The 16,385-nt window shown below is 47.2% G+C and carries 17 protein-coding genes; 8 read left to right on the top strand and 9 right to left on the bottom strand.

Annotated features, from left to right (window positions below):
- Position 1: 1 nt before the first annotated feature.
- The 3 genes from lpxA to lpxB are packed head-to-tail and all read left to right on the top strand — an operon-like array spanning position 2 to position 2,767.
- Entirely contained in the window at positions 2–793 is a 792-nt protein-coding gene (gene lpxA / locus GN278_09255; protein ID XAT60904.1) for an acyl-ACP--UDP-N-acetylglucosamine O-acyltransferase, read from the top strand.
- A 1-nt stretch (position 794) separates the two neighbouring features.
- Positions 795–1,607 (top strand): UDP-2,3-diacylglucosamine diphosphatase LpxI, encoded by an 813-nt coding sequence (lpxI, locus tag GN278_09250; protein XAT60903.1) that lies wholly within the window; start codon positions 795–797, stop codon positions 1,605–1,607.
- Entirely contained in the window at positions 1,604–2,767 is a 1,164-nt protein-coding gene (gene lpxB / locus GN278_09245; protein XAT60902.1) for a lipid-A-disaccharide synthase, read from the top strand. The genes lpxI and lpxB overlap by 4 nt, the downstream gene beginning before the upstream one ends.
- Here lpxB and GN278_09240 read toward each other — a convergent pair.
- The 5 genes from GN278_09240 to mmsA all read right to left on the bottom strand — a co-directional run bounded on the left by GN278_09240 (position 2,764) and on the right by mmsA (position 8,370).
- Complete coding sequence (locus tag GN278_09240) at positions 2,764–3,348, bottom strand: hypothetical protein (protein ID XAT60901.1); 585 nt, start codon at positions 3,346–3,348, stop codon at positions 2,764–2,766. The genes lpxB and GN278_09240 overlap by 4 nt on opposite strands.
- Positions 3,349–3,739: 391 nt before the next feature.
- A complete protein-coding gene (mmsB, locus tag GN278_09235; protein ID XAT60900.1) occupies positions 3,740–4,615 on the bottom strand; it encodes a 3-hydroxyisobutyrate dehydrogenase in 876 nt (291 codons plus the stop codon).
- A 10-nt stretch (positions 4,616–4,625) separates the two neighbouring features.
- Entirely contained in the window at positions 4,626–5,657 is a 1,032-nt protein-coding gene (locus tag GN278_09230; protein XAT60899.1) for an enoyl-CoA hydratase/isomerase family protein, read from the bottom strand.
- Positions 5,654–6,796 (bottom strand): acyl-CoA dehydrogenase, encoded by a 1,143-nt coding sequence (locus tag GN278_09225; GenBank protein ID XAT60898.1) that lies wholly within the window; start codon positions 6,794–6,796, stop codon positions 5,654–5,656. Before GN278_09225 ends, GN278_09230 begins: the two co-directional genes overlap by 4 nt.
- A gap of 74 nt (positions 6,797–6,870) precedes the next feature.
- Complete coding sequence (gene mmsA, locus GN278_09220; GenBank protein ID XAT60897.1) at positions 6,871–8,370, bottom strand: CoA-acylating methylmalonate-semialdehyde dehydrogenase; 1,500 nt, start codon at positions 8,368–8,370, stop codon at positions 6,871–6,873.
- Positions 8,371–8,471: 101 nt separating this feature from the next.
- On the opposite strand from mmsA, the gene GN278_09215 reads away from it, so the two are divergent.
- From GN278_09215 to coaD, 3 genes are all read left to right on the top strand, one after another.
- On the top strand, positions 8,472–9,368 hold the full coding sequence (locus tag GN278_09215) for a LysR family transcriptional regulator (GenBank protein ID XAT60896.1): 897 nt from the start codon (positions 8,472–8,474) through the stop codon (positions 9,366–9,368).
- Positions 9,369–9,424: 56 nt separating this feature from the next.
- Positions 9,425–9,859: a CBS domain-containing protein gene (locus tag GN278_09210; GenBank protein XAT60895.1), complete on the top strand. Its 435-nt coding sequence runs from the start codon at positions 9,425–9,427 to the stop codon at positions 9,857–9,859.
- A 67-nt stretch (positions 9,860–9,926) separates the two neighbouring features.
- A complete protein-coding gene (gene coaD / locus GN278_09205) occupies positions 9,927–10,421 on the top strand; it encodes a pantetheine-phosphate adenylyltransferase (GenBank protein XAT60894.1) in 495 nt (164 codons plus the stop codon).
- 28 nt (positions 10,422–10,449) lie between these two features.
- On the opposite strand, the gene gap (GN278_09200) is transcribed toward coaD, so the two are convergent.
- The 3 genes from gap (GN278_09200) to tkt form a co-directional block, all read right to left on the bottom strand.
- Complete coding sequence (gap, locus tag GN278_09200) at positions 10,450–11,451, bottom strand: type I glyceraldehyde-3-phosphate dehydrogenase (protein ID XAT60893.1); 1,002 nt, start codon at positions 11,449–11,451, stop codon at positions 10,450–10,452.
- Positions 11,452–11,777: 326 nt separating this feature from the next.
- Positions 11,778–12,782 (bottom strand): type I glyceraldehyde-3-phosphate dehydrogenase, encoded by a 1,005-nt coding sequence (gap, locus tag GN278_09195; GenBank protein ID XAT60892.1) that lies wholly within the window; start codon positions 12,780–12,782, stop codon positions 11,778–11,780.
- A 209-nt stretch (positions 12,783–12,991) separates the two neighbouring features.
- A complete protein-coding gene (tkt, locus tag GN278_09190) occupies positions 12,992–15,010 on the bottom strand; it encodes a transketolase (GenBank protein XAT60891.1) in 2,019 nt (672 codons plus the stop codon).
- Between the two features lie 220 nt (positions 15,011–15,230).
- Here tkt and GN278_09185 point away from each other — a divergent pair, with 220 nt between their 5' ends.
- Both GN278_09185 and zapA read left to right on the top strand, forming a co-directional pair.
- Positions 15,231–15,569 (top strand): hypothetical protein, encoded by a 339-nt coding sequence (locus GN278_09185; GenBank protein XAT60890.1) that lies wholly within the window; start codon positions 15,231–15,233, stop codon positions 15,567–15,569.
- Positions 15,569–15,952: a cell division protein ZapA gene (zapA, locus tag GN278_09180; GenBank protein ID XAT60889.1), complete on the top strand. Its 384-nt coding sequence runs from the start codon at positions 15,569–15,571 to the stop codon at positions 15,950–15,952. Before GN278_09185 ends, zapA begins: the two co-directional genes overlap by 1 nt.
- A gap of 33 nt (positions 15,953–15,985) precedes the next feature.
- On the opposite strand, the gene grxD is transcribed toward zapA, so the two are convergent.
- Positions 15,986–16,348, bottom strand: coding sequence for a Grx4 family monothiol glutaredoxin (gene grxD, locus GN278_09175; GenBank protein ID XAT60888.1), 363 nt, complete (start codon positions 16,346–16,348; stop codon positions 15,986–15,988).
- Positions 16,349–16,385: the final 37 nt, after the last annotated feature.

Below are 16,385 nucleotides of genomic sequence, written 5' to 3'. Positions count from 1 at the left end.
AATGAGCAATTCCTTTGTCCATCCCAGTGCGATTATAGAGCCGGGCGCCGAGCTAGGAGTGGGGTGTGATATAGGACCATTCTGCCATGTTGGACCAGAGGTAAAGCTTGGTGATAAAGTAACTTTGAAAAGTCATGTTGTGGTTAGCGGCAAAACAGATATCGGGGAAGAAACTGTTGTTTTCCCATTTTCAGTTTTGGGCGAAATTCCACAAGACAAAAAATTCAAAGGTGAAAAGACCTCCCTTAGCATCGGAGCCCGTAACCGCATTCGTGAGCATGTTACTATGAATACCGGCACAACGGGTGGCGGCGGTCTAACGCAGGTTGGCGATGATGGCTTGTTTATGGCCGGGTGCCATGTGGCGCATGATGTGAAGATCCACAACCGGGTGATCTTGGTCAATAATGCGGCGGTTGCTGGCCATTGTGTTTTAGAGGATGACGTCATTGTTGGCGGTCTTTCGGGGCTTCATCAATTTGTGCGCATCGGGCAGGGCGCCATCATCGGGGCGGTGACAATGGTGACCAATGATGTCATTCCCCACGGGTTGGTACAGGCGCCGCGCGGTGAACTGCATGGTTTAAACCTAGTTGGGCTTAAACGGCGCGGAGTTCCGCGTGCGGATATCACTGCTTTGCGGGCTGCTTTTCAGATGCTGGCCCAAGGCGAGGGCGCTTTTCAAGAGCGCGCCAAGCGATTGGGCGAGGAAACCGAAAGTGACTATGTTCAGCAAATCGTTGATTTTGTTACCGGCGTATCGGATCGCTCTTTTTTAACACCTGGCGAATGATATGACATCGGGTCTTGCGATACTTGCAGGGGATGGTCGTCTGCCAGTGCAACTGCATCAAGCTGTCCCAGATGCGCTGTGTGTCGTATTTGAGGGCATGGCGCACCAATTAGCATCAGAAAACCTACATGTCTGTCAGTTTGAAAGATTGCAAAGTCTATTTGAACTGTTAAAGCATCATGAGATTTCAAAAATCGTTATGGCCGGTGCAATGTCGCGGCCCCAACTTGATCCCGCAAAGTTCGATGCCTTCATGCATAACATTGCGCCTGATTTTATAAAAGTTTTGCAAAAGGGCGACGATACAGTTCTTCGGTACGTGATTACACTTTTTGAAGATCAGGGCTTTGATGTTGTCGCCCCGCAGGACATCGCTTTAGAATTAACCCTGCTTGCGGGTGCAGCTGTTGGCGCATTGCCGGATGCTCTATTGGCTGATGTTGCTTATGCAGATCAAATTCTACGCCATATGAGTACGCTTGATATTGGTCAGGGCGTGGTTGTGGAAGGGGGCCATGTTCTTGGGATCGAGACCTTACAAGGCACCGAAGCCCTGTTGGATTTTGTTGCCATCACGTCGAGCTCTTTGCGATCTTCTCAAGGTGGGGTGTTGGTCAAGCGACCGAAAGTAAATCAAGATATGCGGGTTGATGTCCCAACCATAGGGCCGCAAACCATACGCCAAGCGGCAAAGGCTGGATTGTCCGGCATCGTAATTTCCCCAGATAAAGTGCTGGTTCTTGATCGTGACACCACGCTGTCCTTGGCCCAGTCACTGGATATTTTTATTTTGGCGCAGGACCCCGAGTTATGAAAATATTCATCATTGCAGGAGAGGCCTCAGGGGATAAACTTGGCGCTGCGATGATGAAGGGGTTTGAACAACACATTTCCCATAAACTCGAATTTATCGGCGTTGGTGGTGCGTTGATGGAAGAAATAGGGCTAAAGAGCCTTTTCCCGATGGAAGAAATTTCTTTGATGGGAATTTCCGAGATCCTAAGCCAGTATCGTCATCTGAAAAAGCGGATACGCCAAACGGCCTCAGCAGTTTTGGATGAAAAGCCTGATGTGTTAATCACAATTGATCTTCCAGAATTTTCATTTCGAGTAGCCGATTTGGTCAAGCAGACATATGATATCCCAACGGCTCATTATGTAGCGCCGACCGTATGGGCTTGGCGGCCCGGACGCGCGCGCAAGATTGCAAAATACATCGACCATGTTCTTGCCCTTTTTCCGTATGAGCCGCCACTTATGCAGGACGCAGGAATGAGCTGTGATTTTGTCGGGCACCCTGTGGTTCAAGACCGCATCGCCACGCCACAGGAAGTGTCTGAGTTTAAATCGCATTTTGGGCTAAACTCAGGGCCTATTTTAGTGTGTTTGCCGGGCTCAAGACGCTCGGAAATCAAACGTTTAACCCCGATTTTCCAAAACAGTTTGGCAAAGGTGAAAGACAGTTATCCTGACATGAATATTGTACTTCCTGCTGCCCCATCAGTGGCTGAATTGGTGCAGAGCGAGGTTCGCCAATGGACGCATAAGCCTATTGTTCTGGATCCACGTGAATTTAGCTTGGATCAAGCAGGCAAATTTAAAAGAGCGTCCTTTAAAGCGGCGGATGTCGCATTGGCTGCATCTGGTACAGTCTCATTGGAACTGGCAATCAATCAAACGCCAATGGTTGTAGCCTATGATATGAACTGGATATCTCGTCAGATTATTGGGCGCATGCTGCAGGTGGATAGCGTTAATCTTGTCAATTTGGTTTCCGACACGCGCACGGTTCCCGAGTATATCGGCGAAGCCTGCCAACCAGATGCGATTGCATCTGCAATTTGTGATGTTTTAAAGAATCCCACTGCCCAATTTCAATCTATGCAAAGCACAGTAGATCGCTTGAAAGCACCCTTTTTGACGCCCGGGAGTTGCGCGGCGAAGTCAGTTTTGGATTTCCTTAAAAACCGCTAGTTTTGAATAATCGTTGCTTTCTTATAGGCGGCCGTAAAGCCCTTTAAAGACAGTTCAAAAATAACATTTTCATTGGGAAGAGACAGATGTGCAATGATGAGATTGGCAACTAACCCTTTTTTCATCAGTGCGATATCGTCTTCGGTCAAGCCAATACGGGCTATACAGCCGACAGAGGAACAAAATGAATAGGGGTACTTTTTTATGCTATTAGGCCCAAAGGAAATAGTGAGAGGAATATTGAGCAACGTTTCAAGTGGCACAACAATATTCGCCGCTGCAACGGCGGGTTGACCAGATGGCAATTTAAATAATGCAATCTCAGCCACAGGTTCGTTTCTCTCGTTGATTATAATTTGGGCTAATTCACATGGATCATTGCCATCTTGAGTCCGCACACAGCGAATATTCCAGTCGCCGACCCGCTCTGCAATATAAGGTTGCCCAATTTCAGGTGTCGGGACAGCTAACCCTAAGGATAAGCCTTCACCTGCCTCAACATTTTGTGCCCACAAAAGCTGTGCGGATGAGAAAAATGAAAGCACAAAAAAGAAAGATATTGTGACAAAGCGATTTAACATTAATTTACCTCTGCTGCTTATGAACGCGTGATATCATGCAATTTATCCGATGTCATGAGCATGAAATCAATGTGAATGAAAAAAGACACTAAGTTACAGGACAGCGGCCAATAAAAAAGAGCCTGATTAAAGGCTCTTTTTCACTTATAAATTTCTCTCCCCGTCGGACTGGCCGACTTATGACGTTACGCTACGAAAACAATTCGAATCGGTCAACAATAAAATGCATAATTTTTTGCATTTTGAATATTTTTTTAAACTCATAAATTTCAATTTTTGGATATCAGAAGCAAACTTTAGTTTTTTTACCATTGGGTAGAAACCATAGTTACTCGCAATAGTATTTCGGTTTTCTAGTGCCATTACAAAAGGTATTGAGAATAAAAGTATTTTATTGTGACCGATTTCGCCCAGAAAAGCGCGGCAACATTGCAGAAAAATCTTGGCCACTTCCGTTTTCCTGCTCTACAAAATCACCATAAAGCTTCGTTGCTGCAGCCCCCATCGGAGTATCTGCATCCACCGCCGTGGCCGCTTGTTGACTTAAGCGTAGATCTTTTAGCATCAGATCAGCAGAGAAACCCGGTTTGTAATCATTGTCTGATGGGGCTTGTGGTCCAACGCCCGGAGCAGGACAATAGACGTTAAGCGACCAACTATAGCCTGAAGAGGTGCTGGCTACATCAAACATAGCTTGCCTTTCTAGACCAAGTTTATCGGCAAGCGCAAAAGCTTCACAGGTGGCAATCATTGTGGCCCCCAAAATCATATTATTACATATTTTGGCCGCTTGACCATTTCCTGAATCTCCGCAGTGGACAGCCTTTTGACCCATAATGTCGAATACTGGTTTGGCCTTGGCAAATCCTACCTCTGGGCCGCCAACCATAAAGGTTAAAGTGCCAGCGGTTGCGCCGCCAACACCGCCAGAGACCGGGGCGTCTAGCGGTAAAACGCCAGCCTTGGCCGCCCTTTGGGCCACATGGCGCGCGCTTTCAACATCAACCGTTGAGCAATCTAAAAAGGCAGCGCCAGCAGCCATAGTGGGAATAATTTCATCCGCAACTGCGCGCAGGATATCCCCATTGGGAAGCATTGTGATGACAATATCAGCATTTGCGGCGGCCTCTGCTGCCGAGCCTACAATCGCAACATCTTTGGCAGTGACCCCAACGGGATCATAGCCGGTGACATTTAGACCTGCAGCAGTCAGGTTTTCTGCCATTGGGGCGCCCATATTGCCCAAGCCAATAAATCCAATGTTCATTTCATCTCTCCTATAAACGCAATTCCATTGCCCCAAGGGGGGAAAGCATATGTTCGATATCTGCGGTGGGAACGCTGCTCATATTGTGTTGCCAGTTTGGCGTGCGGTCTTTGTCAATTATAGCGGCCCGAATACCTTCGAGGAAGTCCCCAAACTCCATTGCGCGTGCGGTAAAGCGATATTCACAGCGCAGCGCCATTTCAAGATCGCCTGATCTATCCCTCAGATGTTCAATTATTTTAAGTGCGCAGGCCATGGATAAAGGTGAGTTGCGGCCCATGGCTTTCAATGTTTTTTCTGCAAAAGAACTATCTTGATTTGATAATTCTCTAACGATTGTGGAAAGATCTCCTGATTGGAATGCGGTGTTGATCATTGGTAAAGCATCTGCAAATTTTCCAGCAGGCGCGTCAGCGATATAGGTTTTGACGGCCTCTGGGTCGCCGGTCTTTTCCAGCTCCTTTGTCATTGCCGCCCAACGATCCTGCGGAATAAAATAATCTGCAAAGCCAACCTCGATTGCATCTTTTGGCCCCATACGATCCGCTGTTAGACCAAGATATTCTCCTAAGAAACCTTGCGCACGCGACAGGATATAGGAACCACCCACATCGGGAACCAAACCAATTCCACATTCGGGCATCGCTATCTGGCTGGTTTCACCAACAATTCGATGGCTTCCGTGACATGAAATGCCCACGCCGCCACCCATGGTAAAACCTTGCATAAGAGCAATGTAAGGCTTGGGATATCGGGCGATGAGCGCATTTAGTCTATATTCATCTGCCCAGAATTTTTGCCCAAAAGCATAATCTTTATCCAGTCCAGATTGGTATAGATCCGCAATATCACCTCCGGCGCAAAAGGCGCGGGTTCCAAGCGCATCGATAATTACCAGATCAACGGTATCATTGGTTTGCCAGTCCATAAGTGCCGCCTCAATTGCGGTGCACATCTCATAGGTCATGGCATTTAAAGCATCGGGGCGCTGCAAGGTGATGCGGCCAGCCCGGCCAGAAATGCGAATATTGATATCTTTCATCGGGCTGCGAGCATATGTCTTGAAATAATCATTCTCATAATCTCATTCGTGCCTTCTAGAATTTGATGTACCCGCAAATCTCGCACAATTTTTTCGATACCGTAGTCAGATAAATAGCCATAACCGCCATGAAGTTGCAGACAGTTATTGGCCACTTCAAACGCACAATCGGTCACATACAGCTTGGCCATCGCACAGAACTTACCAGCGTCTGACGTGCCATTGTCTAGCTTCCAAGCCGCTTGACGCAAAAATGTTCTCGAGGACTGTAGTTTCACTTCCATCTCGGCAAGCTTGAATTGCAGAGCTTGAAACTGATCAATGGATTTACCAAAGGCTTTTCGCTGGCCCATGTACTCTAGGGTGGCAGACAACGCGGCTTGTGCACCGCCAAGCGCGCTGGCGGCAATGTTCAACCGTCCGCCATCCAAACCAGCCATCGCGTAGCTGAAGCCCTGACCTTCATCTCCTAAAAGGTTGTCGATAGAAACGGTGCAATCATCAAACTGGACCTGCGCCGTGGGCTGTGATCGCCACCCCATTTTTTCTTCTAGCGCGCCATAGCTCAGGCCCTGGCTTCCGGCTTCAACTACCAACGCAGATATTCCTTTGGGGCTTTGGTCGCCCGTTCGGCACATAACGATATAGGCATCAGAATAGGACCCACCGGAAATAAACGCCTTCGTGCCGTTCATTACATAGTTTTCATTGGTTCGTTCAGCCCTGGTGCTAAGAGCTGCCGCATCTGATCCTGATCCCGGTTCGGTAAGGCAATAGCTATAAACTTTGCGCATGGAGCATAGATCTGGAAGCCACCGCGTACGGGTTTCTTCACTGCCATACTTGTCGATCATGCCTCCACACATATTGTGAATAGATAAAAAGGCACTAACAGAAGGGCAGGCCATGGCCAGAGCTTCGAAGATAAGTGTTGCATCAAGACGGCCGAGACCTGATCCGCCTTGATCTTCGCTGACATAAATTCCCCCAAGCCCAAGATCAGCCACCTTTGGCCAAAGGTCTTTGGGAATAGTGCCCTGTGTTTCCCAAGCGCGTGCCTCTTGGGCGATCTGCTCTTGGCCAAAAGCATAGGCCATATCAAACACAGCATTTTGTTCTTCGGTTAAAGCAAAATCCATCCCAAGGCTCCTTTATCCTAGTCCGCTCATCTATAGCCGTAAACAACGGCTATAGATGATCTCGAACTGGTGTTTTAGTCCATGGCTTTAAAGTTAAACTCGCCGCCGTCTTTTATGCCAGAGGGCCAGCGTGACGTCACTGTTTTTGTCCGAGTATAAAACCGGAAAGCATCCGGGCCGTGTTGGTTCAAATCCCCAAAGGCAGACTTTTTCCAACCGCCGAATGTGTGATAGGCAAGGGGCACGGGAATAGGAACATTGATCCCCACCATTCCAATATTGATCCGGTTAGCAAAATCGCGTGCGGCATCTCCGTCACGGGTAAAAATTGCAGTGCCGTTGCCATACTCATGATCAATCGCCAGACCTATCGCCTCTTCATAACTGCCTGCACGAACGGTGCTTAGAACCGGTCCGAATATTTCCTTTTTGTAGATATCCATGTCTGGCGTGACGCGGTCGAACAAATGTGGCCCAACAAAAAATCCATCTTCATAGCCCTGAAGATTAAAATCGCGCCCATCAATTACAAGCTCTGCGCCCTGATCCACGCCGCTTTGCACCAGGCCTAGGATGTTTTGTTTGGCTGCGGCGGTAACCACAGGGCCATAATCAACATCGTCACCGGCAGTGTAGGGACCTACTTTCAGTTTTTCAATTCGCGGCACTAATTTTTCAATCAAACGGTCGGCCGTTTCATCACCCACCGGCACAGCAACCGAAATCGCCATACACCGTTCGCCAGCTGCGCCATATCCAGCGCCCACCAAAGCGTCTGCTGCCTGATCCAGATCCGCATCGGGCATAATGATCATATGGTTTTTAGCCCCGCCAAAGCACTGTACGCGCTTCCCATTGCTGCATCCTCGACCATAGATATACTCAGCGATCGGGGTAGAGCCGACAAAACCAATCGACTGGATCAGGGGATGATCAAGAATTGCGTCTACAGCCACCTTATCGCCATTAACAACCTGTAAAATGCCTTTGGGTAATCCAGCTTCTTCCATGAGTTCCGCAAGCATCAGTGGAACGGAGGGATCACGCTCAGACGGTTTAAGGATAAAGGCATTGCCGCAGGCAATCGCCGGCGCAAACATCCACATTGGGATCATGGCGGGGAAATTAAACGGCGTAATACCGGCACAGACCCCCAAAGGCTGCCGCATTGAATACATGTCAATTCCCGGACCGGCACTGTCTGTGAACTCACCCTTGAGCAATTGGGGCGCACCGATGCAGTATTCAACAACCTCAAGCCCGCGCTGAACATCGCCTTTGGCATCTGGAAAGGTCTTACCATGCTCGCGGCTTAGCGCTTCTGCCAGACGGTCCATGTCACGATTAAGCAGGTCAACAAACTTCATCATTACGCGTGCACGGCGCTGAGGATTAACCTGACCCCAGCTTAACTGGGCTTTTGCCGCCACCTCTACTGCGTGCGCCATTTCACTTTCCGAAGCCAGAGGCACTTGGGCCTGAACTTCACCGGTGGCGGGATTGAAGACATCGGCAAAGCGCCCCGATGTTCCTTTGATATTCGCACCACCAACATAATGGGTTAATTCTTGCATGAGAGCTCTCCTATTTATTTGATTATGAGGTTAGCCTTGCAAAAATGTGGTGAAAAGAGGAAAATTCACAAAATAGTGCTGCAAAATTGCAAAGGTGCGAGATGACAGAAAATTGGGATGATTTGAGAATATTTCTAGCTGTCGCTCGGTATGAAACCTTGTCGGCGGCTGGGCGACATATAAAGCTTGACCCGGCAACTGTTGGGCGACGGATTTCCCGTATTGAAGACCTACTAGGTCTTTCTTTATTTGTGCGCTCAACTTTTGGTTATGCTTTAACCGACGCAGGTAATCGAATGCTTGACCATGCTGCGAGGGTCGAGCAAGCAATGCTTGGTTTAACAGAAGAAATTTCTGGCCAAACTAATTCTTTAAGTGGGCAAATTCGAATTGGAGCCCCTGATGGCTGTGCTAACTTTCTGTTACCACAAGTGTGCGCCAGAATTTTAGACCAAAACCCCAATTTAGACATTCAAATTGTTGCCTTGCCGCGCGTGATTAATTTAACCAAACGTGAGGCCGATATTGCTATCGCCGTCAGCCCGCCCGAAACTGGTAGGCTGACAGCGCAAAAGTTAACAGACTACAAATTGCATTTGGCGGCCTCGGAAGAGTACCTAAGGGATAAACCACCGCTTATCGAATTATCCGATGTAAAGGGCCATAGGTTCATTGGATATATTGCTGATATGATATTTGACAAAGAACTTGATTATTTGACTGATCTTGGTGTTCAGCGCCTGCCTCTGGCATCAAATTCCGTCGCAGTCCAGTTCAACTGGCTGCGAGCAGGGGCAGGGCTTGGTGTGGTTCATGATTTTGCTTTACCTTTTGCTCCGGTATTGAAACGCGTTCTTACTGATGAGTTTTCATTAACGCGCAGTTTTTACCTTATTCGCCATTATGAAGATCGCCGTATGGATAGAATGAACAAGTTTGTAGAGGCCCTGGCTAAAGAAATCCGCTTAGAGCTTGATCACTTAGAGAGATCATCTTGACAAAAATATAATTACAAATATGATTGCTTTATTGTAATATTATTTTGGAAAAATGAATGCTGGTGCAGCAAATTTTGAATTCTAAAACGAACGATGATGTTATTACCGTGACGCCGGGGACTACATTGGTAGAGGCGGCGGCAGTGTTAACCCAGCATAAAATTGGCACAGTTGTCATTTCTGAAAACGGTAAAGAAGCCAGCGGAATTTTATCAGAGCGAGATATTGTACGCGCGATATCGCATCGTGGCGCAACAGCTTTGGGCGCGCCTGTAAGCGATTTTATGACGCGAAAACTTGTCACTTGCCGACGCGAGGCAACCGCAGATCAAGTCTTGACTATTATGACAAATAAGAGGTTCAGACACATACCTGTGGTTGATAATGGCAAAATGATCGGTCTTATCACCCAAGGCGACGTGGTCAAAGCCAAACTTTCTGAATTGGCAATGGAAAAAGACGCTCTGGAAGGTATGATAATGGGGTACTGACCCTTGCAATTTTGCCAGCAATATTGTTGCTTGCTGAAAGAATTATTTATCGGCATAGGACTTTCAAATGCGTATTGGGCTATATCCTGGAACTTTTGACCCGATAACACTGGGACATATCGACATCATTCGCCGTGCGGCTATGCTTGTTGATCGGTTGGTTATTGGTGTCGCCATCAATCGTGACAAGGGACCGCTATTCTCACTGGAAGAACGCGTATCAATGATTGAAACACAATGCTCTGGTTTGTCCGCTGAAATTGGTACTGAAATTGTTGCGCATCCGTTTGAAAATTTATTGATTGACTGCGCACATGACGTGGGTGCAAGTGTCATCGTACGAGGACTGCGTGCGGTTGCCGATTTTGAATATGAGTTTCAAATGGTTGGCATGAACAGAGTGCTTGATTCAACAATTGAAACGGTGTTTTTAATGGCGGAAGCAAGACATCAAGCAATCGCGTCAAAACTTGTCAAAGAAATAGCCCGTTTAGATGGCGATGTGTCCAAGTTTGTCACACATGAAGTGCATGAACGCTTGCTCGCTAAGCTCGGAAAATAGGGTTCCTGAGCTTTAGCAGACACTTAAATTACAGATATTTGCCCATCTCGGTAGCTGTATCGGCCATCCGTGTGGAAAATCCCCACTCATTGTCATACCATGTAAGGATCCTGCACAGCGTGCCGTCCATTACCTTTGTTTGATCCGTTGCAAAGATGCTAGAATGGCTGTCATGATTGAAATCCATAGAGACAAGCTGTTCATCCGTTACGCCCAAAACACCCTTCATTGGTCCAGCGGCAGCAGCATGAATGGCGGCATTGATTTCTTCAATTGTCGTGCCGCGTGCGGCTTCAAATGTCAAATCCACACATGATACATTCGGTGTTGGAACGCGAATAGCGACGCCATCCAGTTTCCCATCCAGTTCCGGCAATACCAACCCCACTGCGCGGGCGGCGCCGGTGGTTGTTGGGATCATGTTAAGTGCTGCGCCGCGTGCCCGATAAAGATCTTTGTGCATTGTATCCAATGTAGGTTGGTCGCCAGTATAACTATGGATCGTCGTCATAAACCCACGTTTTATACCGATCGCGTCATTCAAAACTTTGGCAACAGGCGATAAGCAATTTGTCGTACAAGAGGCATTGGAAACAATCACATCACTGGCACTCAAAGTCTCATGGTTCACGCCATACGCGATTGTTTTGTCGGATCCAATTGAGGGCGCAGATACCAAAACCCGCTTAGCACCGTTTTGAAGATGGATCTCAGCCTTTTCACGATCGGTAAAAATACCAGTGCATTCCATCACAACATCTACATCAGCCCATGGCAATTCTGCAGGGTTGCGCAGTGCCGTTACTGCAATCGGACCCAAGCCAACATCAATTGAAGTGTCCGTGGTTTTGACGTCTTTAGAAAATTTCCCATGAACGCTGTCATATTTAAAAAGATGCGCATTGGTTTTAACCGGTCCTAGGTCATTGATGGCAACAACTTCAATGTCAGTTCTCTGATTTTCAACGATTGAACGCAGAATATTGCGTCCGATCCTACCAAAGCCATTTATTGCAACTTTTAACGCCATAACTTTTCTTTCTTTAACACTGCCCATTAGTTAGCGCTAACATTGATATTTCAGAGCAATTGTCAACCATAAAACAGCCTGAAATTAGAGTTAGATTATCTCCAAAAGGCGATCCACTCGATCAACACGAGTATTCGTCGTCCAAGAAATAATAAAGTCTCACCATCGGAGATAAATATATCACCCGTGAAAAGGGCAACAATTCCTAAAAATAAGATAAGCCAGGAGCGATTTGACAAGATTAAAAGTTCCAAAATTAAAAAATAAAGCAACAGTGTAAATAAATCGTGGAGAGCCTAAGTCGATTGAGCGATCAAGGCAAGTCCTTAATGCAAAAGCCGCCCCATCGTTGCCGCAACATCCGCCATTCGGCACGAGAAAGCCCACTCATTGTCATACCAAGCCAAAACACGCACCATTCGACCATCAATAACTTTGGTTTGCTCTGGGGCAAAAATCGATGAATGAGTTGTGTGATTGAAATCTACTGATACCTTTGGCTCTGGGTCATAGGCCAAGACATGCCCCATGTGACCTGCTGCCGCCTCTTTTACGGCGGCATTTACGTCTTCTTTGGTGACAGTTTTGCTTGCTTCAAAAGTTAGATCTACTGCGGATACATTGGGGGTAGGGACCCGCATGGCTGTACCGTCCAGTTTTCCGTTTAAATCCGGCAGAACCTCACCCAATGCTTTGGCCGCGCCGGTCGACGTGGGAATAATTGCCATAGCCGCTGCGCGTGCGCGATATAGGTCATTGTGCCGGCGATCTAATGCGGGTTGATCCCCGGTGTATGAATGGATTGTCGTCATAATGCCGCGTTCAATGCCTATCGCTTCATGCAGAACCTTTGCAAGGGGCGCAAGGCAATTGGTTGTACAAGAGCCGTTTGAAATTATCCTATGATTTGCCATCAATTCCCGATGGTTGACGCCATATACAATCGTTTTATCGACATTTTTCGCCGGCGCTGAAATCAAGACGGATTTTGCACCCCGCTGCATATGGATAGCAGACTTTTTACCATCATTGAATTTGCCAGTACATTCGAGCACAACATCACACCCGTTCCAGTCAAGCTCTTCTGGCTTATAGCTTGACATAACCTGCATGGCTCCTCGGCCAAGGTCGAGGGTGTTACCTTTAACGGTCACTTGTCCAGAAAACCGGCCGTGCACACTGTCATAGCGTAAAAGATGTGCATTTGTTTCTATTGGGCCAGTGGCATTAATCTTTACAACTTGCACATCGTTACGCGCACTTTCAGCGATATGCGCTAATGTCGACCGGCCAATACGGCCAAAACCATTTATGCCCAAAGTCACCGTCATTTGTTTTCCCCTATACGCAGTCTTGAACTGCTTATAGCTAAGGGACAGGTCAATAGAAATGAAAATTCAATATATTTACCAGTATGTTAGCGTTAAACTATAAGCAAACTTAGTTGCTTGCGCTAACATTTAAATGTTTTAACTGGGTTCGCGTTTTATTTGAGCCCAAACGGCCTTGGCAGCGACTCACTGCCAAAGGCCATTCGCGTTCAGAGTAGTGCTTTCACTCTTTCAATTATTGCCTGCGTGGTGATGCCAAAATGTTCAAAAAGTGTATTGGCCGGGGCAGAGGCCCCAAATCCGGACATACCGATAAAATCAGACTTGGCTTCACGGCCACGTTCACCCAAAAGCCAACGATCCCATCCCTGCCGAACTCCGGCTTCGATACCAATACGAACAGACGCTCCCCCAGGAAGAACACGTTTACGATAGGACGGATCTTGCTCTGCAAAGAGTTCCATGCAGGGCATGGATACGACGCGGGTTCCAATTCCTTCGGCTTGCAGCGCAGTTCTGGCCTCTAAAGCAAGCGAAACTTCTGAGCCGGTTGCAATTAAAATGACCTGACGTTTGTCTTCACTATCGGCAAGTACATAAGCGCCTCTTTCAGATAGATTGGCGGATTTATGTATGGTTCTTACTGCTGGCAAACCTTGCCGTGACAGCGCCAAAACAGATGGGGTGTGGTTCGAACTAAGAGCAATTTCCCACGCTTCTGCCGTTTCAATTGTATCAGCAGGTCGGAAAACATGTGTATTTGGGGTCGAACGACTGATAGCCAGATGCTCAACAGGCTGGTGCGTGGGCCCATCTTCACCCAATCCAATGCTGTCATGCGTCATTACAAAAACTGTTGGCACTTTCATCAGCGCCGCCAAACGCATCGCAGGTCGAGCATAATCTGTAAAACACATGAATGTTCCGCCGTAAGGGCGAATGCCGCCATGCAAAGCCATTCCGTTCATTGCTGCGGCCATGCCATGTTCACGAACACCCCAGTGAATGTAACGCCCATGTCTTGTAACCGTGTCAAATACATCCATGTCTTTGGATCTCGTATTGTTTGAACCAGATAAATCTGCGGATCCGCCAACCGTTTCAGGCATAATTGGGTTGATTGCATTCAAGACCATCTCGCTTGATTTACGCGTGGCAACCTTCTGCGGGTTTTCTGACATTTGTTTTTTGAAGGTCCGAATGACCGATGTCAGCTTTTTGGGAATTTCGCCGGCAAAAACGCGATGAAATTCATTTTGTTTATTGCTGGAGACAGAAGATAAACGCTCTTCCCATTCCTGGCGATCGGTGGCGCCGCGCTGACCAATACCTTCCCAGGCAGATTTTATCGAAGCTGGGATTTCAAATTCATCTGCACTCCAACCGTAGACTTTTTTGGTATCTGCAATCAGCTGCGGATCAGTCAACGCGCCATGCCCCTTCGAAGTGTCCTGAGCACTTGATCCCAATGCGATATGAGTTTTGCAGGCAATCATGGATGGCTTATTGGCTTTTTTGGCGGCCATAAGCGCAGTATCAATGGCCTCTGGATCATGACCATCAATTTTCTGCACATGCCAGCCAGAGGCCTTGAACCTTTGTATCTGGTCCGTTCTATCGGCCAGATCAACAGTTCCGTCGATGGTAATATTATTATCATCCCACAGCACGATGAGTTTAGACAGCTCTTGGCGGCCAGCCAAACCTATGGCCTCCTGACTGACCCCTTCCATAAGGCAGCCGTCCCCAACGATCACATAGGTATGATGATTGACCAACTTTTTGCCAAAACGAGCCCGTAAAATTTCTTCAGCTATGGCAAAGCCAACGGCATTTGTAACGCCTTGTCCTAATGGACCAGTCGTTGTTTCGATTGCCTCGGACAGAAAGTTTTCCGGGTGTCCGGCTGTCTTTGCCCCCAGCTGGCGAAAGTTTTTAATTTCATCAATGGGGAAATCTTTATAGCCGCACAGATGCAGCAGACTATAGATCAACATTGAGCCATGACCTGCCGATAAAATGAAGCGATCCCTGTCTGGCCAAGACGGTGCGGCTGCATCAAATTTTAGATGTTTTTCAAATAAAACCGTCGCGACATCGGCCATACCCATTGGCATACCGGAATGTCCAGAATTAGCGGCAGCAATGGCGTCAAGTGTTAAGGTGCGAATTGCCGAAGCTTTTGCCCAGTGCTCTGAATGCTCTTTTTGTGTCGCTTTAATGTCCATTGGCCAGATGTCCTTTGTTCTACCCTTATTACTGCGCTGCATAACAGGCTCGTAGCGAAGTTCAAGCGCATGCCTGCTTAAACGCTCTCAAAGGGGGCGCATTTTTCAATTGGCTGGTTTAAACTCAACACTAACAGCGTTGAAATGCGATTCGTAAAGTTTTCGCATAATTACGTCAGGCAAAAACCAACGGTAATGGATGCAGTAGCAGAGGTTTAAAATGGAGCAATTTTCGGAATTTGAAGGTCGTATAAAGGATGCTTTGGATAGAATTTCTGTCAGCATAGAAAAATCCGAAAACGTCCGAGAAGATTCAACTGGTATAGATCATGACGCACGCAACACAATTTCTGAATTGATCGCAGCCAATAAACAATTGGAAGATCAGTTACAGAAGGCTAAGGATAGCCAAGAAGCATACGAGATTTTAGAGTTACGCGCACAGCTGGATCAGCTAGAACGCGATCGCCAGGAAGAAACAAAGGAAATGCAGCGTCTCTATGATCAATTAGCGCTTGCCTTGAATAACGGCGACGCCACAGTTGGGGAGGATGCATAATGCCAGAGGTTGATATTGAAATCGGCGGGCGTGTTTTTAAAGTCTCTTGCCAAGTCGGTGAGGAACCATATTTGTTGTCTGCCGCTAAAATGCTTGATCAAGAAGCGACTCAACTAATTGGGCAAATCGGACGGGTTCCCGAGGAACGTATGCTGTTGATGTCCGGTCTGATGTTGGCCGATAAAACTGCGGCCTTGGAAGATAAGTTAAATGCTGCTGAAAAAACTCTGCAAGAACTCAATTCGGAACTGTCAAAAATACGTAATGTACCACCACCGGAACCTGTGCGTGTGGAAGTGCCAACTGTTCCAGTTGAAATTTCCGAAGGATTAGCGGAATTGGCTGCCCGGGCTGAAGCTATCGCAGATCAGCTGGATAAATAACACCGGGCAAAACAAACCAGTTTTCAATCTAGTTTAACCGTTGGCTTCACGAATTTTGTTTGCAGCATCTTTGTCATAGGACACAGCATTTTCGTCAAAAAGAGTGTCTAATTCCGCTGATAGCGCCATTTCGGTGATAATATCACAGCCACCTACAAATTCGCCTTTAACATAGAGTTGAGGGATCGTTGGCCAATCTGAAAAGTCTTTAATGCCCTGCCGGATTTCGTCATCGGCTAGAACATTAATATCTTTATAGTCTATGCCCATATAATTTAAAACACCTGCAACCCGGCTGGAAAATCCGCATTGCGGCATTTCCTTTGTGCCTTTCATGAAAAGCACCACATCATTTTCTTTAATTGCTTCGCCAATTTTCTCTTTCGCGTTGTTCATTTTCAAACTCCTTTCTGAGCAGCGCTCAGTTTACGGC

Source organism: Rhodobacteraceae bacterium Araon29, assembly GCA_039640505.1.
Lineage (GTDB): Bacteria > Pseudomonadota > Alphaproteobacteria > Rhodobacterales > Rhodobacteraceae > CABZJG01.
The sequence above is the reverse complement of the archived record's forward strand: the minus strand, read 5'-3'. Positions and strand labels throughout refer to the sequence as shown.

Coding starts and splice junctions, on each gene's coding strand:
- lpxA (XAT60904.1), top strand. CDS start 2: ATGAGCAATTCCTTTGTCCATCCCAGTGCGATTATAGAGCCGGGCGCC.
- lpxI (XAT60903.1), top strand. CDS start 795: ATGACATCGGGTCTTGCGATACTTGCAGGGGATGGTCGTCTGCCAGTG.
- lpxB (XAT60902.1), top strand. CDS start 1,604: ATGAAAATATTCATCATTGCAGGAGAGGCCTCAGGGGATAAACTTGGC.
- GN278_09240 (XAT60901.1), bottom strand. CDS start 3,348: ATGTTAAATCGCTTTGTCACAATATCTTTCTTTTTTGTGCTTTCATTT.
- mmsB (XAT60900.1), bottom strand. CDS start 4,615: ATGAACATTGGATTTATTGGCTTGGGCAATATGGGCGCCCCAATGGCA.
- GN278_09230 (XAT60899.1), bottom strand. CDS start 5,657: ATGAAAGATATCAATATTCGCATTTCTGGCCGGGCTGGCCGCATCACC.
- GN278_09225 (XAT60898.1), bottom strand. CDS start 6,796: ATGGATTTTGCTTTAACCGAAGAACAAAATGCTGTGTTTGATATGGCC.
- mmsA (XAT60897.1), bottom strand. CDS start 8,370: ATGCAAGAATTAACCCATTATGTTGGTGGTGCGAATATCAAAGGAACA.
- GN278_09215 (XAT60896.1), top strand. CDS start 8,472: ATGACAGAAAATTGGGATGATTTGAGAATATTTCTAGCTGTCGCTCGG.
- GN278_09210 (XAT60895.1), top strand. CDS start 9,425: ATGCTGGTGCAGCAAATTTTGAATTCTAAAACGAACGATGATGTTATT.
- coaD (XAT60894.1), top strand. CDS start 9,927: ATGCGTATTGGGCTATATCCTGGAACTTTTGACCCGATAACACTGGGA.
- gap (XAT60893.1), bottom strand. CDS start 11,451: ATGGCGTTAAAAGTTGCAATAAATGGCTTTGGTAGGATCGGACGCAAT.
- gap (XAT60892.1), bottom strand. CDS start 12,782: ATGACGGTGACTTTGGGCATAAATGGTTTTGGCCGTATTGGCCGGTCG.
- tkt (XAT60891.1), bottom strand. CDS start 15,010: ATGGACATTAAAGCGACACAAAAAGAGCATTCAGAGCACTGGGCAAAA.
- GN278_09185 (XAT60890.1), top strand. CDS start 15,231: ATGGAGCAATTTTCGGAATTTGAAGGTCGTATAAAGGATGCTTTGGAT.
- zapA (XAT60889.1), top strand. CDS start 15,569: ATGCCAGAGGTTGATATTGAAATCGGCGGGCGTGTTTTTAAAGTCTCT.
- grxD (XAT60888.1), bottom strand. CDS start 16,348: ATGAACAACGCGAAAGAGAAAATTGGCGAAGCAATTAAAGAAAATGAT.